This is a genomic window from Williamsia limnetica (assembly GCF_003217475.1).
Lineage (GTDB): Bacteria > Actinomycetota > Actinomycetes > Mycobacteriales > Mycobacteriaceae > Williamsia > Williamsia limnetica.
In genome coordinates this window covers 112,690-132,131 of record NZ_QJSP01000004.1, presented here as the reverse complement: position 1 = coordinate 132,131, position 19,442 = coordinate 112,690, and the positions used below count along the sequence as shown (strand labels likewise).

Here is a 19,442-nt window from a genome sequence, read left to right as displayed (position 1 = left end):
TTTCTCGATGAGGTCGGGCGCTTTCGTTGTCTGCGGTGCCGGTTCAGTGTGCCGCGTCGACAGCGAACCTCTGGTTCCGCGCCTGCAATTGCGACTCGGTCGCGGGCACCAAGAAGTCCCGCGCTTCTGAGACGCCCTCCTGCGCGGTGGCGACCCGTGGACGCATGTGTTGCTCGTATCGGCCGAACGCCTCGGTGTGCTCGGAAGGCGCCGCGGCCAATTCAGTCGCCAGATGATGGGCGCCGATCATGGCCAGTGACGTGCCGCGGCCCGAGAAGAGTGACGCGGCATGCGCGGCGTCACCGATGAGCGCGACGCGACCGCGGGACCACCCCGGCATGTGCACCTGGCTCACCGAGTCGAAGTAGAGCCGGTCGGTCTCGGCGATCGACTCCAGCAAGAACTCGGATCGCCAACCGCTCTCGCCCGCCAGTAGTCCCGTCAACACCCTTTTCTGGTCGGCGAGGTCCCGGTTGTCGTACTCGACCTCCGGGGTTCTGGCAGCCATGAACCCGATCGTACGGTGCCCGTAGTCGTTGATACAGAACATCTTCCCGGGTGCACTGAAGGTGACACTCTCGCCGGCTGTTCCCGAACCGAGGGGAAGGTCCACAAGCGCGGTGTAGGTGTCGAGGTGCTTGCGGTATTGGTGCTCGGGTCCGAAGATTGCTTCCCGTACCGTCGAATGGATACCGTCCGCGCCGACGACGTGGTCGTACCGGGCTGATCGCCCGGAGGCCAGAGCCACTTCGACGACTCTGCCGGTGTCGACCACGGTTTCGATGGAGTCGTTGTAGACGAACTCGACGCCGGAGCCGATCGCGTCGTGCAAGATGGCGATCAGGTTGTCCCGAGCGATTTCGATGTCGTCCGGTGAGTCGGTTGCGTATTCGTTGGGCAGCACGGCGATCGGCTGGCCCAGGGAGTCGACCCAGGTGGTGAAGGCGTCTCGTCCAGACGTGGAGACCCGCTGGTCGTGTATCGCATCTCTGATGCCCATCTCGGCCGCAACCCCCAGTGCGTCGCCGCGGATGTCGATCGGCGACCCGGAGACGCGAAGGGCCGGCGCGCGTTCGACGACGGTGACCTCGAATCCGAAGCGGTCGAGCCAGTACGCGAGCGACAAGCCGGCGATGCTCGCTCCTGAAACCAGCACTGCCATGGTTGCCTCCTGTTGAGAGTTCGTTAAGTCGGCATTCAATCGTATTCAATCCGACTAGGATAGGATCCAATCTAGCAGTCCGTGGTGTTCGGCGCACGGTTTGTGTGAGATAAGTATGGCGACGTTCCCTCGGGACGGCGCCTGCCCGACCGGTTCGAGAAAGTAGCTGCGATATGCAGGACGAAACAATCACACTCAGCGACGGACGCACGGTGAAGTACTCATCAGTGGGCTCCGGCGAATCTTTGCTGCTGATCCACGGGATCGGCAGCGACCGTACCCAATTCACGGATCTCGCAGGTAGGTTTGCGGCGGGGATCGAGGCTGTCGCCTACGATCAGCGCGACACCGGCGACCAGATCAGTGACCGCCCCGCGTATTCGATGGGTGACCTCGCCGACGACGCGGCGGATCTCATGACCGCCCTGGGGTGGTCGTCAGCGCATGTGCTGGGCACCTCGTTCGGAGGAGCGATCGCGCAGCATCTCGCCATTCGTCATCCGGAACGTGTGCGCACGCTTGCGTTGGTCTCGACGACGGCAACCCACGCCTCGACGCGGACGTTCGCCGAGGGTTCGACCGCGATGACAGCGGAGGAGCGCGCATCGGCGATGCTGGACGCAGCACTGAGTCCCACTGTCAGAGAGCATGATCCCTCGATCGTCGAGACGGTACGTGCGGCGCTGGTCCGCCGGCCCGACGAACTGCATGCTCGCAGGATCGGTGCGCTCGCAGGCCACGACACCACCGAACTCCTGGCATCCATCCGTATGCCCACGTTGGTGGTGCACGGAACCGACGACACGGTGATCCCGTACGAGGCCGGACGCCTGCTGGCCGAACGTATTCCGGGCGCAGCATTCTGGGGCATCGAGGGTGCCCGGCATGCCACCGCGTTCGAATGTGCCGACGAACTCGTGCGGCGGGTGTCGCAGCTGATCGCCAAGTACTGAGCATTGTCACCGAGCATTCACACAACGATGGGGGCGCCCGGTCCAGGCGTCCCCATCGTCGTTCGTGTGTCGTCCTCAGTCGGCGAGATGCTTCTCGAGGTCCTGACCTCGCCCGCGGCGATAGATGACCGCGCCGTAGATCGCACCGAGAACGGGTAGTGCGGGCATCGCGGCGACGACCCACGACGAACTCCCGGTCACATCCTGGTAGTTGATCACCACGATGACGCCGATGGCGGCGAGGAGTACGCCGGACAATGCCGGGGCGATTCGCGACGACCACATCGATTCGCCCTCGAGGAGCCCCCGGTATGAGGCGACCACAACACTGAGGCTGCACCCGATCATGAGGCCGAGGATCGAGAGGGAGGTGATGCCCGAGACCGCGGGGAACAGGTTGATGATCGGGTCCGACTCGGCGATCACGAACGGGACCAGCACGATGAGCGAGATGGCGATCTGAATCGCCCCGGAGACCTGGGGAGTTCCGAAACGTGGATTGACGTCCGCGAGGCGATGGGGAAGCAGCCGGGAGCGACCGAGCGCGAACATGTATCGGGCCGCCATGTTGTGGAACGCGACGGCCGCGGCGAGAAAGCTGAATGCCACCAGCAGGCTCAACATCTGTTCGGACCAACCGCCGAGATAGAGATCGGCGGTTGCGAAGATCAGCCCACCTGGGTCTTGTGCGGCGACTGCTTGCACATCGGAGAATGCGGCGACGATCGACCAGGTCGAGCCCATGAAGATCAGGACGAGAAGGGCCAGTGCGCAATAGGTCGCGACCTTGATGCTGCGCCGCGCCGCCCGCGCCTCTTCACCGTAGATGGCGGTGGCCTCGAAACCCGCGAACGACAGCACACAGAAGACCAGCGAGAGTGCCAGGTTGCCCTCGAACATCCGATCCGGCGCGAATACGTCCATGGAGAACCCTTCGGGCCGCTGCACGACTATGGCGATACCCAACCAGATGATGATGACGAACTGGGCGATCGACACGATGGAGGTGACCCTCTTCGTGATCTCGACCCCGATGAAGCCGAGGGCTGCTGTCACGACCAGCGCCAGAGCTCCGTACACGTACCAGGGAAGGTCGATATCGAACATCGAGCTGACGGCGATGTCGGTGAAATAGCCTGTTGCGGCGATCATTCCAGCGGCTGCGAGGTTGTATGCGATGGTGGCGACGAATGCCGAGGCAGATCCTGACGCCTTGCCGAGTCCGTAGCCGATGAAGGCGTAGTAGGCGCCGGCGTTGATGACACGACGGCTCAGGACCACGTAGCCGGCGGTGAACACCGCAAGAAGTATGCCCACCAGGAGCAGCAGCCCGACCAGTCCTTCGCCGACCCCGAATGCGAGGCCGATCGACAGGTTCGAGGCCATGGCGGTCAGGGGTGCGGTCGCTGCGACGACCATGAACACCATGCCGGCCACGCCGATGGTGTTTCGTTTGAGGTGATCTGTCTCGGTGGTGCTGATGAGCTCGTCGTTCGGGACGGCCATGTCGATCTCCTGAGAGGTGTGATGGATCTTGTCGAGGGCGTGGGGTGACCACGCAGGTCGCGTCGCCGCGATGGTGCCGAAGAGTTCGGTGAGGTGGGGGAGCCGGTGGCGGCTCGATGTGCGGGGTGGGGCGCAGCGGTGTCAGCGACCGTCGGGGGTCGTGAACGAACCGCGATCGTTGTGCTGCCAGGGAAGCTCGACTGCACTGGGCGAGGTCTCGAGGAGTTCGATGATGAAGTGGGTGACCTTTTCACCGCCGAGGTTACGAATGCGGTGTGGGTGCAGCGGTTTCGAGGATCCAACGGTCTTGTACAGCACGAAGCCCGGATCGGCGTGCTGGGCGATGCCCCACTCAGCGTCACCGAGTTCTTGACCCTGTACGTCGCCGGCGTCCGGCCAGATGACCACGTGATCGTGATGGTGCTGGTGGAAATCGAACATCCCGCCGGGCTCCAGGGTCATCGACCAGACACGTACACGATCGTTCTCGAAGACGAGTGTGTCTCCGGGCGTGGGAGGGATGGCCTCGCCGGAATATGCCGGGGTGTCTGTCATGAGTCGCTCCTTGGGTGTGGGTACCGGCTTCAGTCTCGCCGATACCGGCCTGTTTCGTAGTTGGATCCCAGAAAATGATTCAGGATGCAGTTGAGACGATGCCACCGACGTTCGGCGGCGTCAACCCCTCATCTCGCCAAAGCCCCTGCTAGATGATGTTTCTATGGTGTTACATCAGCTGATGCCTGCCTCCTTTCTGCAGAGCGGGACACATCGCACCGCCACCCTTCCGCCGATGTGTCTCGCGAAATGCGGTATCTTTGGCCAAATAGGATCCAATCATTCCGCCGACACGAGGAGAACCATGTCGTTCGCCGCCCCCGCCGAGTTCCAGACCAGGCCGGACCTCACCGGCACCTTCGGAATGTCTGCGTCGACCCACTGGCTGGCATCAGGGACGGCGCAGTCGGTTCTCGAACGGGGTGGCAACGCATTCGACGCGGCGACGGCTGCCGCCTTTGTGCTGCACGTGGTGGAACCGCATCTGAACGGCCCCGGCGGCGATCTGGTGGCCATCGCCTCGCCGGTGGGAAAACCCCCGGTTGTGCTGATGGGCCAAGGTCCGGCGCCGGCTGCAGCCTCGATCACCCATATGCGGAGGCTGGGATTGGATCTGGTCCCGGCTGCGGGTGCGCTGGCGGCGGCAGTGCCGGGAGCTGTGGATGCCTGGCTGTTGATGCTGCGCGATCACGGCACGTGGGAGCCGGCAGACGTGCTCGAGTACGCGATCGGATACGCCGACAACGGCCACGTACTCTCGGATCGGGTGGCCGCGGTGATCGGCACCGTCGCAGACCTGTTCTTCGAGCACTGGCCCACCTCGGCGGCGTTGTGGATGCCCGACGGCCGTATTCCCCGGTCCGGCAGCTTGTTCCGGAATCCGGCCTACGCCGCCACACTGCGACGGCTGGTGAGCGCCGGTCGCGGTCACCGGTCGCGGTACGAACGTATCGATGCAGCTCGTACGGAGTGGTGCTCGGGTTCGGTCGCAGGCGAGATCGACGAGTTCGTGCGAAGGCCACACCGACATTCGGACGGACGGGACCATCGCGGCGTGCTCCGCAAGTCAGATATGGCCGCGTTCAGCGCATCCTGGGAGGAGCCTGTCGAGTTCGACTTCCGCGGTGTCACGGTCCTGAAATCCGGCCCCTGGGGCCAGGGCCCGGTGCTGCTGCAGGCCCTCGCCATCCTCGACGAGTTCGGTGACACCGAGATCGACCCGTCGACGGCGATCGGCGCCCATAACGTCCTGGAGGCGCTCAAACTCGCGTTGGCCGACCGAGACGCCTACTACGGCGACGGGCTGGATCGGGAGCATCTGGAGACGCTGCTGTCCCGGGAGTACGCGTCGATCCGCCGGAAGGAGATCGGAGAGCGTGCGTCCGCCGAGTTCCGGCCGGGTGTGTGCGCCATCGACCCCTTCCTTCCTCCCCTCGTCGAGACCGCATCGGGTGCAGCGTCGGGTGCCACCGGCGAACCGACCGTCACGGTGACCGGTGAGACGCGGGGCGACACCTGCCACATCGACGTCATCGATCGGTGGGGAAACGCCGTGTCGGCCACACCTTCTGGTGGTTGGTTGCAGTCGTCACCGACGATTCCCGAACTCGGGTTCGCGCTCGGGACCCGGCTGCAGATGACCTGGCTCGACCCGGCGAGCCCGTCTGCGTTACGCCCCGGCATGAGGCCCCGGACCACACTGACGCCGACGATGCTCATGCGCGATGGCTGGGCGATCGCGGCGCTGGGTACTCCGGGTGGCGATCAGCAGGACCAGTGGCAGTTGAGCTACCTTCTGCGAACCGTCGTCGGCGGCTACACGCCCCAGCAGGCGATCGACGCACCGACACTGCACACGACGTCGATGCCGGGATCCTTCTGGCCGCGCGCCTGGGAGCCGGCGGGAGCCGTGGTCGAAAACAGGTTGGGCGACAGTGTGATCGACGAGCTGATCGCTCGCGGACATCGGGTGACCAGGGCGGGTGACTGGGCACTCGGACGTCTGAGCGCGGTCACCCGCGACCCGGCGACGGGCGTCCTGGGCGCGGCGGCCAACCCCCGCGGAGCGCAGGGTTATGCGGTAGGCCGATGACGTCGTGTCCGTCAGGGCGCGAACGAGTCCTGCGACCGGCTGGTGATCAACTCCCGGGCCCGGCGAGAATGCTCGATCATCTGCGCTCGCGCGGCTTCGCCGTCCCGACGGTCGATGGCCTTGGCGATCGCCTCGTGTGCGTCCGCGTTCTCGGCGAGGAGGCGGGGATCGGCGTCCAGGGCCGTCCAGGTGAGGTTCCGCGGGATCCGGTGGTGGAGCGAGGACACGGTCGCCCGCAGCTGGGTGTTGCCGCCCGCCTCGAGAATGGTGTCGTGGAAAGTCGAATTGGCCTGCACCCAGCGGCGACGCAGTTCGGCGGGCTCGAACTCGCCGGTGAGCGCATCGGCCACGATCCCCCGGAAATCTTCGACCGTCGCGTAGAGGACCTGCAGTTGCGCGTGGGTGATGAGGCGGGCCGCCTCATGCGCTGCGTGACCTTCCAGCAGGGCCCGGACCTCGAAGACCTCGGTCAGCTCTCGCAGGGACGGCTGCCGCGGGCGCGCCCCACGGTTCGGCACCATCTCGACGATCCCGAGGGCCTGCAGCTGCCCGAGGGCCTCGCGGATCGGCATCCTGCTGACTCCGAGTTCCTTGGCGAGCGATTCCTGTCGGATCCAGGTGCCGAAGTTGTAGTCACCGCGGCTGATCCGTTCTGCGATGGTGTCGGCGAGCTGCTGCACCAGCGGCGACGTGGTGCCGACCGGATCCGCGCCGCCCGTGCCGCGAAGTCGGTGCCCATCGGGGCCGTCTGTCATCGAGTTCCTTCCGCGGGTATCTACAAAGATTGGATCCAGATGAATGCTACTGAGTACACCGCCGCCGTGTGGGGGATGGTGCCCACACCGTTCACGAGCGACGGGAGCGAGGTCTGTCAGCGGTCGGTCCGAGCGGTCACCCGTGAGCTGCTCGGTAGAGGTTGTACGGGTTCGATCGCACTGGGCGTGATCGGGGAGCCGGCGGCGTTGTCCGCTGCAGAGAAGATGTCGGTCGTCGAGGCGGTGCTCGAGGAGTCCGGCGATGCCCCTGTCGTCGCCGCGGTGATGTCACTCGACGAACAGGTCGCACTCGACGAGATCACGACGCTCTCGAATGCGTTCGGGAGTTTGATCACCGCGGTCATGGTCCCTGTGTCATCGCCCGATCCGCAGACGCTCCGTCGATCTGTTCTGCGGGCTCATGCCCGGAGCGGGCTGCCTGTGCTGGTCCAGGACCTGCCATCGGCCACCGGGGTCCACACGTTATCGAGGATCTGCTGGTGGCGCTCGAGGGTCTGGACCAGACGGTATGGGCGGTGAAATCGGAGGCGCCACCGACCTTTTCGCGGATCCGGCGGCTCCGCAGCGAGATACCGGTGACGATCATGGCAGGAGGCGGGGGCATCGGGTTGGTCGACGATCACCTGGCTGGTGCGCAGTGGGCCGCCGCGGGGATCTCACGCCCGGAGGCGATCGTCGACGCCATGAACCTCTTGAGCGCGGGGGACCCGCTCCGCGCGCAGGATGCCATCGCCGCGGTGTCGGCGCTGATCGCGTTCGAAACCCAGGCCGGCACCAGTATCGGGATCCGCAAAGAGCACTGGCGCAGACAGGGAGTGATCGAGAGCTGCACGGTCAGGCCGCCGGCCACGCCCTACGACCCTGCGCTGAACGAACACAGCGAACGACTCGGATTCGAGGCAGCATGACAAAGCCGGCACCCGGAGTTGCCCTCCGCCAGAGCGTCCAGAAGCGCGGACTGCTCTTGATGCTCGCGTTGACCTTTGTCACGGGTGTGGTCGACGCGGTCGGCTTCCTCGGCCTCGATCGGGTATTCGTCGGGAACATGACCGGCAACATCGTCATCCTCGGAATGGGTGTCGCGGGCGCTGATGAACTGCCTGTCCTGGGGCCGGCGGTGGCGCTCGGGACGTTCGTCGTCGGAGCGTTCGTCGCGGGAATGGTGTTGCGCACCAGAGCACAAGGGTGGACGACTGCAGTGACCTGGTGTCTGGCGCTGGGCTCGGCGATTCTGTTCGGCGCGGCCCTGGCCGCTGCGCTGACAGATGTCACAGGCGGGGGCGCCCAGATCGCGGTCGCTGCCGCCACTGCCGCCGCTATGGGCGTTCAGGCGTGCGTCGCACGCAAGGTGGCGATCGCCGACATGACGACGGTGGTGGTCACCTCGACTTTGACGTCGCTGGCCGCAGAGACCTGGACGCGGGGTGGGCGAGAGGCCCTGTGGAATCGCAGACTCGGGGCGATCGCCACGATCTTTCTCGGCGCTGTGCTCGGCGCGCTGATCCTGTCCGCAGGGGGCGTCGCGGTGACGCTGACCCTGGCCGCCGTGATGTCGCTGGTGGTGACGATGGCCGGCCACCGGTACGTGCGAACCGCAGCGACCGACGCGTGAGAAGTCAGCCGCCGGTTTGAATGAGCTCCGGCGGTACTTCCTTGCCGTCGGCGATCGCGGCGAAGAACGCAGTGGTGTTGTCACCCCAGGCAAGTGAGTCGCCGTCGTCGGTGAAAACCGAACCCCCATTGGGGGTGGTGACCGTGACGGGGTCGCTACGCAGGGCCCAGGCGAGCCGCGCCAGATGCCAGATGTGATCACCGTTGTCGACGGTGAGCGACCCCACGGTCCCGCTGACCAACGGCCAGAACCGGAATGGGTTCAAGATCGTCGAGAAGCTGGTGGCCTTCTGCATGAGCGCGGCCATGAACTTACGCTGATTCACCACCCGATCGAGGTCGGCATTCGCGAAGGCTCGGGTACGGACGAAGCCGAGAGCTTCTTTACCGTTCAGCGTCTGGCATCCGGCTTGCAGGTCGATGCCGGCGAGCGGATCGTTGATGGGTGCATCGAGGCACATCTCGATGCCGCCGACGGCGTCGACGAGTTTGTCGAAGCCGCCGAATCCGATCTCGGCGTAGTGGTCGATGTGCACACCGGTATTCGTCTCGATCGTCTGCACCAGCAGCTCCGGTCCGCCGATGCTGAAGGCGGCGTTGATCTTGTGCGCACCATTGCCGGGGACGTCGACGAAGAGGTCGCGGGGGATCGAGATGATCATCGGTTTACCGCCCGACCCGAAGTGGACGAGCATGATGGTGTCGGTCCGCGAACCCTCGCTGTCTCCGGTGGCCAGCGCAGCGCGTTCTTCCGCACTGAGGTCGGCTCGCGAGTCGGAACCGACCAACAGCCAATTTGTGCCTGGGGTTCCGGCGACTCGTCCCTCGTAGTTGGACAGCGCGTCGACCCGGTTCAGCTTGGTGTCGAAGTACACGAACAGGCCGACGGTGCCGAGCACCATCACCAGCAGCAGGATCAGGACAGTGCGCAGGATCGGGATGCGGCGTCTGCGCCGCGTTCGAGAGGGGGGAGGCGATGCGAAGCGATCAGCGGGCCGGGGCGGTCGATCCCGCGGCGGTTCGGGAGGGCGGGGCCGGTTGTAGGCGACGATCGGCGGCGGCGGACTCTGCCGCGGCGCCTGCTGCGGTGGCCGGCCGGTGCGGGTTTCCGGTGCATCGGACTGTGACCAGGCGCGCGGGGACTGATAGCCGGGCTGACCCGGCGGCGCTCCTCTGCGGGTCATCGGAGGGGGCGGGCCCGCCGAACGCCCCTGTTGCGGGGGATACGGCCGGTACGGTTGCTGTGGGTTCTGCTGGGGCCGACGACCGTGTCGCGGCGGCCCCTGTTGCGGCGATCCCTGTTGCGGCGGCCCCTGTTGCGGCGGCCCCTGACGGGGGCGGCGGATGAACGGCTCTTCCCGGTCGCTCATCGCATCTCCCCAGTTGTCATTGCACAGACTTTAGCGAAGCCAGCTGAGATGGTCCCTCAGGAGCGCGAAGCCGACGAAGGCGACGGTGTCGATGAGCGCATGTCCGATGACCAGCGGCCATATCCGGCCGGTGCGCTGGAAGACCCTGCCGTAGACCAGGCCCATGATGATGTTGCCGAGGCCGCCGCCGAATCCCTGGTACAGGTGGTAACTGCCGCGCAGGACCGCCGAGAACAGCAGACTGCGATTCTCGCTCCAGCCGAGCTGCCGTAGCCGGGTGATGAGGTAGGCGACGACCAAGAACTCTTCGGCAGCAGAGTTGGCGATCGCAGAGAACACGAGCATCGGAAGACGCCAGAACGTCTCGTCGAGGTTCGACGGCAATACCTGGACGTTGAGGTCGAGGGCGCGGGCCACCAGATAGAGACCGAGCCCGGGGATGCCGATGAGCGCGGCGAGACCGACGCCCAGACCGATGTCGAACTTGGCCCTGAGTTTCGGGAAACCGATGCGGGCCAGTGGAACCCCCGCGCGCCAGATCAGGTAGATCGCCAGTGCCGCGACAGCGAAAAGTTTGGTGGCAGAGAGCAACTGCTGGAAGAAGTCGATGAGGCCCAGGTCGGACGAGCTCGAGTTCAGGGCGACGCTGGCGCCCGCGAGCCCCTCCGCGGACAACAGGTCCTCGATGATCGAGAGCAGGGACGACGCGGCCGAGAGGCCGAACGTGAGGGTCAGGACGATCGCGATCTCGACACCGATGGCGCGGCGTCCCACCCGATCGGTGACGACCTCGATCTGCGCCGGACGAGTCGGCTGTAACCACGGGCGCAGGTTCACCCGTCAGAGGTTACTGATCGAGTATGTGGACCGTTCTCAGCTGTGACCGGGGAGGCTGTTCAGGAACGGGCAACCTGCCAGGGTACGGAGCGCCTTCGACAATTCCATGACGTCGCCGACGGGCCGCGGGAACGGCAGTCGCACGTCGGAGTCGCTCTCGGGACCCTCGATCCGGAAGCGGATACCGAAGCGATCGATACCGAGCGGCCGAACCCGGCCGTCGCGGAGTTCGGTGGGCAGCCGGTTGCTCAGTGCGGTGATCAGGTCCGCGTGATCGGAATCCATGTGGGCGACCCAGTCGGCCTCGAATTCCCAGAAGGGATCCGGTACGGCCTCGGCGAGTTCACCCGAACTGACCGACGCTGCGCCACCGCTGTTCGCCAGAACCGCCGAGGTCAGACCCAGGCGGAGCAGGGAGTAACCGTGGCCGATGTCGAGCAGGCCGGGGCACGGATGATCGGTGGCGATCTCGCAGGCGAGGTCGCGTTCGAGATCCGACGGGACCGAATGCAGGGTGCCGTTGAGCCAGATCAGTGAGCGGACCTGTTCGCGCAGATCGATGGGTGCCACGTCGGTGACCTCGACCATCGCAGGCAGGCCGCTCGATCCGGCCTGCCACGCCAGTGCGCTGGCCACGCTGTCGGTGGGCACGAGCACGAACGCCTGCGAGTCATACAGATGCACCATGGTCACCGGTGAGGGTTCGCTGCCTTCGATGGCGAGCATCGCATCGGTCACCCGCATGCAGGCGGTGCGAACCGACTCGGCGTCGGACGGTCGATCGATCGCGGTTTTCTGCATCTCGGTCCTCGCGGTGGTTAGGGGAGCCTTTGTAGGTAACCCTAACCTAAACCTCTCGGCGGTGAGTTGGCAACCCTCGAACCGACATCGGTCGCTGCCGTAATCTCGGATGGTGCCTGCCATCGCCTACTTCGGACCATCCGGAACGTTCACCGAGATGGCGCTCGATCAGTTGCTGACCCAGAACTCGTGGCTGACCGATCAGGGCGCCGTCGAGCGGATCAGTGCCAGCAGTCCTGCCGCGACCTTGACCCTTGTCCGCGAGGGTCGCGCCGACTACGGATGCGTGCCGATCGAGAGCTCCATCGAGGGGTCGGTGCCTGCGACACTGGATGCCTTGATCAAGGGGTCTCGAGTGCAGATCTTCGCGGAGACCGTCCTGGACATCGCATTCACCCTTGCTGCCCGTGAGCAGATCGAGGCGTCCGACATCGCGACCATCGCGGCGTATCCGGTGGCCTCGGCCCAGGTCCGCGAGACGCTCGAGGGGCGCTATCCGGACGCGCAGGTCATCACCAGCGCCTCCAATGCCGCGGCCGCTCAGGACGTGGCGGCCGGCCGCGCCGACGCAGCTCTGACCACGGCATTGGCGGCTCGTTTGTACGATTTGCAGGAGCTGGCAACAGGTCTCGCCGATGCATCCGACGCCAACACCCGCTTCGTGCTCGTCGGCAGTCCGGGACCGGTCCCACCCCGTACGGGTCAGGATCGCACCTCGGTCACGTTGGACCTGCCCAACATCCCGGGATCGCTGATGTCGGCGATGTACGAATTCGCCACGCGCAACATCGATCTCACGCGAATCGAGTCCCGCCCCCGGCGTGCCGGCGGGTTCTTCTTCAACCTCGACGTCGTCGGCCACCTCGACGATCCGCCCATCGCCGAGGCGCTCGGCGCCCTGCACCGTCGTGCCACCGCGATGCACTTTCTGGGGTCGTGGCCATCGGCTCGCCCGAACGGGACCCCGCCGCCCCGCCATGACGAGTCCGACAAGTGGCTCGAATCGATCCGGTTGGGGAAAGACCGATGAGCACACTGCACTTGGTACGACACGGTGAGACGACGTCGAATGTGTTGCAGCGTCTGGATACGGCATTGCCGGGTGCCGGACTCACCGACTTCGGGGCGCGACAGGCCGCACGTTACGCTCTCGAGCGTCCCGACGCCGGCACCCCGATCCTCATCTCGTCGGCGGCGCGCCGGGCGCAGCAGACCGCAGAACTCATCGGATCCGTGTGGGGCGTGACCAACGAGGTGCGGGATGGGCTGTTCGAGGTGCAGGTGGGCGACTTGGAGGACCAGACCTCCGAAGGTGCCCACGAGATCTTCTCGACCACGGTCCGCAGTTGGTTCTCCGGTGACACCGCGGTGCGGATACCGGGTGGCGAGTCGCTCGACGACGTCTATGCCCGCTATCTGCCGGTGATCGACGCGATCGCGGAGAAACACCTGGCGGGTCCGGACGCCCGCGACGTGCACCTGGTCAGCCATGGCGCCGCGATCAGACTGATTGCGGCGCGCCTGGTCGGGATGCCCGCGGAATTCGCGCTGGCCCATCATCTGAAGAACACCGGTTCCATCGAGCTCACCCGCACCCCCGACGGCTGGACCTGCCGTCGCTGGGGCAATGAGCTGCCCCCGTTCCACACCGACGACGAGCCGGAGTTCGCCCGCGATCCGATGGGCTGAGCCCCGCTCCTCCCCACAAACGCTCCACAAATACAAAGACGCGCCACAAATATGTGGAGCGCCTTTATATTTGTGGAGCGTTTGCGAGCTCAGCCCCAGCCGTTTGCGTGCAACCAGTCGTCGGAGATCCCGAAGTGGTGTGCGATCTCGTGCACCACGGTGATCGCCACCTCCGAGACCACCTGCTCTTCGTCGTCGCACATGTCGAGGATCGGTTCGCGGTAGATCGTGATGGTGTCGGGCAACGTGCCGCCGTAGTGGCTGTCGCGTTCGGTCAGCGCGATGCCGAAGTAGAGCCCGAGTAGATCGGGCTCCTCCTCGTTGTGGGGTTCCACCAGGATCACGACGTTGTTCATCGCCGCGGCGAGCTCTTCGGGGATGGTGTCGAGCGCGTCGGAGACCAGCTCGTCGAACGCGGTGTCCGACATGGCAACCGGCATCGATCAGCCTCCACCGCCGCCGGCGGGGGCCGGCGTCTCGAGGGGATTGGGCTCGACGCCGGGCGGAAGCGGTACCGGGGTCGGATTGAGCCTGCCCGGCGGCTCGGCCGGCGGTGGGGTGGGTACGACGCCGTTGATCAGCAGGTTCCCCTTCGCGTCGCCGACGAGCGTCGCGAACCCACCCTGATCAGGAAGGCCGATGTAGCACACCACTTTTCGGCTTCCGGCGAGCCAACTCGGCTCGGTCAGGGTCGACCACTGCAGGTTGAGCGTGGTCTGCGCCAGTTTGTCGTTGCCGCCGAGGAACTGGTCGGTGACGCCGGGGCAGGTCGACTGCAGGTAGGTGTTCTGCTCCTCGACGTTCGGCCAGGGCGAACCCGCAGGTCCGTACTTGAGGCCGAGGTCGATGACCGCGGTCACCTGGAACGAGTGCGGTTCGGTGCAATCGACCGGGTCGGTCGGCTTACGGGTTTCCAGGTCGATCCCGATACAGGTCCCCGAAGGCCACTGCTGGGATTGGTCCTGGTCGCGGACGTGACCGAGGAAGGGCTTCAACGTGCCGGTGGTGCCGGACAGCTGCAGGCCGCATCGCAGGGTGCGCTCACCGTCTGCCCACTGTTCGGCGGAGGGGTACATCAACCCGATCGAGAACCGGCCGGCCGGGTCGAGCTTGCCGCCGAGGTAGCTGCTGACCACCGCGGGGCAGTGCTCGTCCCGGATGGTCGTGAACTGCTGCGGCCCGGGCCAGGGTGCGTCCTCGCCGAACTGGACGCCCGGGTACGCCGCGGTGTCGAGCGCGCCGGCCACCTCGAACATGTGCTCTTGGGTGCAGTCGACCAACGATTGACTCGCCGGGAGTTCTTCGGGCCAGGTGAGACAATCGCCCGCCGCGGATTCGGTGAACGGCGTGGACTTGGCCGACGCCTTGGCGTCGCCGATCTCATCGCCTTTGACCGTCCCGGCGTCGTTGAAGCCTCCGACGAGTGCGACCACTCCGGCGCAGATCACCGCGCCCACCAGCACCGCGGCGAGCAACACGCGCACCGGGTGCTGCGCTGCCGCCACGGCCAGGCGTTTTCGCTGTCCTCCACTGTCAACCATCGGCCTCCATAATGCCCTGGCACCGCGCCCCGATGGCGAGATGGCCCCACGTGTCCTCCAGTCGACACTCGTATCAGTCGGCGCTCGGCGTTATCGTCGGACCATGGCAGTCGACGGCACAGGCGAGATCCCAGAGACGAACACCCCTGGCGAGGATGTCGCAGAACTCGCGGGCCGGATGTTCGAGATGGCCCGCGCCGGGGACTCGGCGCTGATCGACTATGTGAAGGCCGGCGTGCCGGCAAATCTGACCAATCAGGCGGGCGACACCATCCTGATGCTCTCGGCCTACCACGGTCACGCGCCGGTGGTGTCGGGGCTGATCGAGCTGGGTGCCGACGTCAACCGGCCCAACGACAAGGGCCAGACCCCACTGGCGGGCGCGGTGTTCAAGTCGCACGACGACGTGGTGGCGGCGCTCATCGCGGCGGGCGCGGATCCCGACGCCGGTCACCCGACGGCGCGTGATGCGGCGTCGATGTTCGGGCGCGAGGACTACCTGGGTTTGCTAGACAAGTAGGGTTTCTTCCGTGATCGACCTGAAGATTTTGCGTGATGACCCTGATCTGGTCCGCTCGTCTCAGCGGACCCGCGGCGAGGACCCCGCGTTGGTGGATGTGCTGCTCGAAGCAGACTCCGTCCGTCGCGCCGCGATCGTGGAGGCCGATCAACTGAGGTCGCAACAAAAAGATCTCGGCAAACTGATCGGTAAGGCCCCGGCCGATGAGAAGCAGGCCCTCCTAGCGAAGGGCAAGGAGCTCTCTGACCAGGTCAAGGCCGCGAACGCGCGTGAGTCGGCTGCCGACGAGCAGATGAACGCGGCGCACCGGGCGATCAACAACATCGTGGCGCCACAGGCGCCCGCCGGCGGTGAGCAGGACTTCAACCTGCTCGAGACCATCGGCGAACCGGCCGACATCGAGAATCCGAAGGACCACCTCGAACTCGGCGAGAGCCTAGGACTGCTGGACATGGAGCGCGGTGCGAAGGTGTCGGGGTCGAGGTTCTACTTCCTCACCGGAGCCGGCGCCATGCTCCAACTCGGGCTCCTGCAGCTCGCTGCGCAGAAGGCGACCGCCAACGGATTCACGGTCATGATTCCCCCGGTGCTCGTGCGCCGAGAGGTCATGGAGGGCACCGGATTCCTGGGCGCCCATGCGGCAGAGGTCTACCACCTGCCGGATGACGACCTGTTCCTCGTGGGGACCTCCGAGGTACCGATGGCCGGCTATCACATGAACGAGATCCTGGACCTGTCTGCAGGACCCAAACGGTATGCGGGCTGGTCGAGCTGTTTCCGCCGAGAAGCGGGCAGCTATGGCAAAGACACTCGGGGAATCATCCGGGTCCACCAGTTCGACAAGGTCGAGGGATTCATCTACTGCCGACCGGAAGACGCCGAGGCGGAGCACGAGAAACTGCTCGGCTGGCAGAAAGAGATGCTGGCCGCGATCGACGTGCCCTACCGGGTGATCGATGTCGCCGGTGGCGATCTCGGATCATCTGCGGCCCGCAAGTTCGATTGCGAGGCCTGGGTTCCCACCCAGAACACCTATCGCGAGCTGACGTCGACGTCCAATTGCACCACCTACCAGGCACGCCGGTTGCAGGTCCGGTATCGGGGCGAGAACGGAAAGCCGCAGGTCGCGGCCACCCTCAATGGCACCCTGGCCACCACGCGGTGGATCGTCGCCATCCTGGAGAACCATCAGCAGCCCGACGGCAGTGTGCGGGTTCCGGCGGCGTTGGTGCCGTTCGTCGGCACAGATGTTCTGACACCGACATAATCCCCTCATGATCATCGGTATCCTCGCCGCGCTCTTTGCGTGTGTGGCGTACGGCGTCTCGTCTGTGATGCAGGCTTACGGCGCGCGAAAGTCCAAGCAGGCGGCGGCCGAGCGGGGCGAGGCAGGATTCGAGACCGAGACCGGCGCTCCGACGATGAAGTCGACGATCGCGGCGGCGCTCACGGCAGCCTTCATCATCGGCACGATGCTCGACGTGGTCGGTTTTGCCGGGAGTGCGGTCTCGGCTCGGCTCATCCCGCTCTTCCTGTCCCAGACGATCGTCAGTGCGAACCTCATCATCACCGCGATCCTGGGAATCTTCGTCCTCGGCATCAACCTCCACCGCCGCGACTGGTTGGCGATCGCCGTGGTGGTGATAGCCCTTTTCGCACTGGGGATCTCGGCCGACTCTGAAGGGACCGGGCACGACGCCGACTGGTTCCACTGGGCTTTGCTCCTGGTCACGCTGGCACTGCTGGCGCTGTCGATCGGTCTCATCCAGTGGCTGGGGTCGCGGGCGGCGATCGCGGCCGGGCTGTGCGCAGGCGCCATGTTCGGCGCGGTCGCGATCTCGGTCCGGGTCATGCACGGGATCACCGATTTCGACGTCGCACAGATCCTGGCCGACCCCGCCGCGTATGCCCTGGTGATCTCGGGCATCGGTGGCTTCTACCTCCATACCGTTGCGCTGCAACTGGGTTCGGTGAACGGTGCGACCGCTGCGCTGGTGGTCGGGGAGACTGTGGTGCCGGGTTTGGTTGGCATCATCTGGCTCGGTGACAACGCGCTGCCGGGTCGCACCTGGCTGGCCGTACTAGGCTTCGTTTTTGCGGTCGCAGGCGCGATCGCGGTGGCCTGGTCCGGAGCAGTGGAGGCCAGCGCGCAGGCAGAAGCAGGTGGGCACGACAAGGTTGCCGACGGCGGGAAGAAGACAACAGCATGAACGTTCCGATGTACGAACGATCGACCAGGATGGTCCGGTTCAAGGAACTGTCGATGCCCATGACGCAGGCACTGGCAGAGCACGCCGAGAGCAGGCAGCTGGTGCTCACGGACGACATGCCGGCCTGGCTGACCCACAGTGTGAACCTGCCATCCCAGTCGATGCTCGGTAAATTGCTCGGCTTCAAGGCGAATCGGACCGACCGCGACAAGGAACACGACGTGCTGGTGGTGTTGCACACCAGCCACGTGATCATCGTGACCTCCGGTGAGAAGCGCGGCACATCGGCGCTGTCGCTGCCGATCGCGCACGCGACCATCAGGGTCGGGAGCGCGCTGGAGAACACCTTCTCCGCCGTGGAGGACGCAGGCTTCACGCTGGGCGGCTTCCCGGGCGACCACGGAAAGTCCGGCACCTTCTACATCGGGCTCGGGACGGAACCGGCGGGCGCCGAGTGCGCGGAGGCGATCAGGGCTGCGATCACCGACGCAAAGAACCCCTGATCTTCAGGTCGATTTCAGCTGGCCACCAGCAACTTTGCCGGGCGCCCGTTCCCTCGCAGATCCGGGGTAGGAACTCCGAGGGAACGGTGTTCGCCGGCAACTCCGCGGGCCGAGGTCAGTTGATGGCAGCCCGGGCCATCTCGGCGTCTTGCTCTGGTGTGCCGCCAGATGCTCCGATCGCGCCGATCAGGGTCCCGGTGTTGTCGAAGATCGGGACGCCGCCGCCCATGAGGAGCAGGCCACCGTTGGTGTGGTCGAAGTGTGGGACTGGTTCGTCGAGCTTGAGTGGCATGTTCAGAGCTTCGCTCGGTGCTTCGAACATGACCGAAGTCCGAGCTTTGGTGATGGCGAGATCGTTTGATGCCAGCCATGCGCCGTCCATGCGGTCGAAGGCGACGAGGTTCGCGCCGGCGTCCAGGACGGCGAATACCGCCCGCAGCCCGAGTTCATCGGCTTTGGTCTGTCCTTGGGCGATGGCCTTCCGCGCGTTGTCCAGAGTGATGGTGGGATGTGACATCTTCTTGTACTCCCTTCTGATTCAGGCTTTTTGAGTCCACTCGGTGTTCTGCCAGTCCTTCGCGGCGTCGACCGTGGCAAGCGGCCGCATTGTTCGGTAGAGATGGTCGTCAGCGGGGATGATCTCGACCATGGCATCGATCATCTCCGCAGGGTCGTACTGGTCGGCCAGGGACGGACCGAAGTCGGGCATGGGGACCTGAGCGGTCTCGGGGTCGTACCACTGCACGTAGCTCTCGGCGCCGGTGTCGTTGAATCCGGTCCCGAAGACGCCGGGATTGACGGTGGCAACCTTGATGCCGAACTGTTCGAGCTCGGCCTTCATGGATCCGGCAAGGGCTTCGATGGCGTGCTTGGTGGCGCAGTACGCACCCAAGAATGGAACGACAAGGATGCCGCCCATCGACGAAGTCCACACGATCTTTCCGCTCTTGCGGGCAATCATCTTCGGCACGATGGCCTGGACAAGCTGCAAATGCCCGAAGACGTTGATGTCGAAGGATTCACGGACCCGCTGAAGCGGGATGTCAACGACTGCACCTCCTTCCATCACGCCGGCGTTGAGTACCAGCACATCGACATCAAATGATCCCGCGTGGTCGAGATCGATGCTGTCGAGCAAATTGAGTTTGATGACCTCGAGCGTGACGCCCGCGTCTCGAGCGTCCGCGCGCAGGCTCCGCACCTGAGGCCACGTTTCGCCGGTGGCTATCACGTCATGGCCCTGGCGAGCCAGTTCGAGGGCGGTTCCGCGTCCGAAACCGCTGGAGGCGCCGGTGATCAAGATCCTTTGGGGCATA

At 65.4% G+C, this 19,442-nt stretch carries 22 protein-coding genes; 11 read left to right on the top strand and 11 right to left on the bottom strand.

Annotated elements, in window-relative coordinates:
• Positions 1 to 43 precede the first annotated feature (43 nt).
• Entirely contained in the window at positions 44 to 1,162 is a 1,119-nt protein-coding gene (locus DFR67_RS07950; protein ID WP_110468980.1) for an FAD-dependent monooxygenase, read from the bottom strand.
• Between the two features lie 173 nt (positions 1,163 to 1,335).
• Between DFR67_RS07950 and DFR67_RS07945 the strand changes: the two genes are divergently transcribed.
• A complete protein-coding gene (locus tag DFR67_RS07945) occupies positions 1,336 to 2,115 on the top strand; it encodes an alpha/beta fold hydrolase (protein ID WP_110468978.1) in 780 nt (259 codons plus the stop codon).
• A gap of 75 nt (positions 2,116 to 2,190) precedes the next feature.
• Here DFR67_RS07945 and DFR67_RS07940 read toward each other — a convergent pair whose 3' ends face one another.
• Positions 2,191 to 3,621, bottom strand: a complete 1,431-nt coding sequence (locus DFR67_RS07940) for an APC family permease (RefSeq protein ID WP_110468976.1) — start codon at positions 3,619 to 3,621, stop codon at positions 2,191 to 2,193.
• 141 nt (positions 3,622 to 3,762) lie between these two features.
• Positions 3,763 to 4,176 carry a hypothetical protein gene (locus tag DFR67_RS07935; RefSeq protein ID WP_110468975.1) on the bottom strand — a complete coding sequence of 138 codons (414 nt, stop codon included), beginning with the start codon at positions 4,174 to 4,176 and terminating at the stop codon, positions 3,763 to 3,765.
• 304 nt (positions 4,177 to 4,480) lie between these two features.
• Here DFR67_RS07935 and DFR67_RS07930 point away from each other — a divergent pair, with 304 nt between their 5' ends.
• Positions 4,481 to 6,268, top strand: a complete 1,788-nt coding sequence (locus tag DFR67_RS07930; RefSeq protein ID WP_110468973.1) for a gamma-glutamyltransferase family protein — start codon at positions 4,481 to 4,483, stop codon at positions 6,266 to 6,268.
• 11 nt (positions 6,269 to 6,279) lie between these two features.
• On the opposite strand, the gene DFR67_RS07925 is transcribed toward DFR67_RS07930, so the two are convergent.
• Positions 6,280 to 7,023, bottom strand: coding sequence for a GntR family transcriptional regulator (locus DFR67_RS07925; RefSeq protein ID WP_110468971.1), 744 nt, complete (start codon positions 7,021 to 7,023; stop codon positions 6,280 to 6,282).
• Between the two features lie 39 nt (positions 7,024 to 7,062).
• Here DFR67_RS07925 and DFR67_RS07920 point away from each other — a divergent pair, with 39 nt between their 5' ends.
• The 3 genes from DFR67_RS07920 to DFR67_RS07910 are packed head-to-tail and all read left to right on the top strand — an operon-like array spanning position 7,063 to position 8,656.
• Positions 7,063 to 7,563, top strand: a complete 501-nt coding sequence (locus tag DFR67_RS07920) for a dihydrodipicolinate synthase family protein (RefSeq protein WP_146240400.1) — start codon at positions 7,063 to 7,065, stop codon at positions 7,561 to 7,563.
• Positions 7,524 to 7,952 carry a hypothetical protein gene (locus DFR67_RS07915; protein ID WP_110468968.1) on the top strand — a complete coding sequence of 143 codons (429 nt, stop codon included), beginning with the start codon at positions 7,524 to 7,526 and terminating at the stop codon, positions 7,950 to 7,952. Before DFR67_RS07920 ends, DFR67_RS07915 begins: the two co-directional genes overlap by 40 nt.
• Positions 7,949 to 8,656 carry a YoaK family protein gene (locus DFR67_RS07910; protein ID WP_245937811.1) on the top strand — a complete coding sequence of 236 codons (708 nt, stop codon included), beginning with the start codon at positions 7,949 to 7,951 and terminating at the stop codon, positions 8,654 to 8,656. The genes DFR67_RS07915 and DFR67_RS07910 overlap by 4 nt, the downstream gene beginning before the upstream one ends.
• Before the next feature lie 4 nt (positions 8,657 to 8,660).
• Here the strand turns inward: DFR67_RS07910 and DFR67_RS07905 are convergent, their stop codons facing one another.
• The 3 genes from DFR67_RS07905 to DFR67_RS07895 are packed head-to-tail and all read right to left on the bottom strand — an operon-like array spanning position 8,661 to position 11,663.
• Positions 8,661 to 10,025 (bottom strand): LCP family protein, encoded by a 1,365-nt coding sequence (locus DFR67_RS07905; RefSeq protein WP_170135202.1) that lies wholly within the window; start codon positions 10,023 to 10,025, stop codon positions 8,661 to 8,663.
• Between the two features lie 30 nt (positions 10,026 to 10,055).
• Positions 10,056 to 10,862, bottom strand: coding sequence for a CPBP family intramembrane glutamic endopeptidase (locus tag DFR67_RS07900; protein WP_110468966.1), 807 nt, complete (start codon positions 10,860 to 10,862; stop codon positions 10,056 to 10,058).
• A 36-nt stretch (positions 10,863 to 10,898) separates the two neighbouring features.
• A complete protein-coding gene (locus tag DFR67_RS07895; RefSeq protein ID WP_110468964.1) occupies positions 10,899 to 11,663 on the bottom strand; it encodes a DUF2470 domain-containing protein in 765 nt (254 codons plus the stop codon).
• A 109-nt stretch (positions 11,664 to 11,772) separates the two neighbouring features.
• Between DFR67_RS07895 and pheA the strand changes: the two genes are divergently transcribed.
• Entirely contained in the window at positions 11,773 to 12,693 is a 921-nt protein-coding gene (gene pheA, locus DFR67_RS07890; protein WP_110468963.1) for a prephenate dehydratase, read from the top strand.
• Entirely contained in the window at positions 12,690 to 13,352 is a 663-nt protein-coding gene (locus tag DFR67_RS07885; RefSeq protein ID WP_110468962.1) for a histidine phosphatase family protein, read from the top strand. Before pheA ends, DFR67_RS07885 begins: the two co-directional genes overlap by 4 nt.
• 89 nt (positions 13,353 to 13,441) lie before the next feature.
• Here the strand turns inward: DFR67_RS07885 and DFR67_RS07880 are convergent, their stop codons facing one another.
• On the bottom strand, positions 13,442 to 13,792 hold the full coding sequence (locus DFR67_RS07880; RefSeq protein ID WP_110468960.1) for a metallopeptidase family protein: 351 nt from the start codon (positions 13,790 to 13,792) through the stop codon (positions 13,442 to 13,444).
• 3 nt (positions 13,793 to 13,795) lie between these two features.
• Positions 13,796 to 14,893 (bottom strand): septum formation family protein, encoded by a 1,098-nt coding sequence (locus DFR67_RS07875; RefSeq protein ID WP_110468959.1) that lies wholly within the window; start codon positions 14,891 to 14,893, stop codon positions 13,796 to 13,798.
• 103 nt (positions 14,894 to 14,996) lie between these two features.
• Here DFR67_RS07875 and DFR67_RS07870 point away from each other — a divergent pair, with 103 nt between their 5' ends.
• Genes DFR67_RS07870 through DFR67_RS07855 form a run of 4 tightly spaced genes read left to right on the top strand, consistent with a single transcriptional unit; the run spans position 14,997 to position 18,126 of the window.
• The gene (locus DFR67_RS07870; RefSeq protein ID WP_110468957.1) at positions 14,997 to 15,413 is read left to right on the top strand and encodes an ankyrin repeat domain-containing protein; all 417 of its coding nucleotides are present in this window, start codon (positions 14,997 to 14,999) and stop codon (positions 15,411 to 15,413) included.
• Between the two features lie 10 nt (positions 15,414 to 15,423).
• A complete protein-coding gene (serS, locus tag DFR67_RS07865; RefSeq protein ID WP_110468955.1) occupies positions 15,424 to 16,680 on the top strand; it encodes a serine--tRNA ligase in 1,257 nt (418 codons plus the stop codon).
• A gap of 7 nt (positions 16,681 to 16,687) precedes the next feature.
• Complete coding sequence (locus DFR67_RS07860) at positions 16,688 to 17,623, top strand: DMT family protein (RefSeq protein ID WP_110468954.1); 936 nt, start codon at positions 16,688 to 16,690, stop codon at positions 17,621 to 17,623.
• Positions 17,620 to 18,126: a hypothetical protein gene (locus DFR67_RS07855; RefSeq protein WP_245937810.1), complete on the top strand. Its 507-nt coding sequence runs from the start codon at positions 17,620 to 17,622 to the stop codon at positions 18,124 to 18,126. Before DFR67_RS07860 ends, DFR67_RS07855 begins: the two co-directional genes overlap by 4 nt.
• Positions 18,127 to 18,241: 115 nt before the next feature.
• On the opposite strand, the gene DFR67_RS07850 is transcribed toward DFR67_RS07855, so the two are convergent.
• Positions 18,242 to 18,643 (bottom strand): GlcG/HbpS family heme-binding protein, encoded by a 402-nt coding sequence (locus tag DFR67_RS07850; protein ID WP_110468952.1) that lies wholly within the window; start codon positions 18,641 to 18,643, stop codon positions 18,242 to 18,244.
• Between the two features lie 21 nt (positions 18,644 to 18,664).
• Complete coding sequence (locus DFR67_RS07845) at positions 18,665 to 19,441, bottom strand: SDR family oxidoreductase (RefSeq protein WP_110468951.1); 777 nt, start codon at positions 19,439 to 19,441, stop codon at positions 18,665 to 18,667.
• Between the last annotated feature and the right edge of the window lies 1 nt (position 19,442).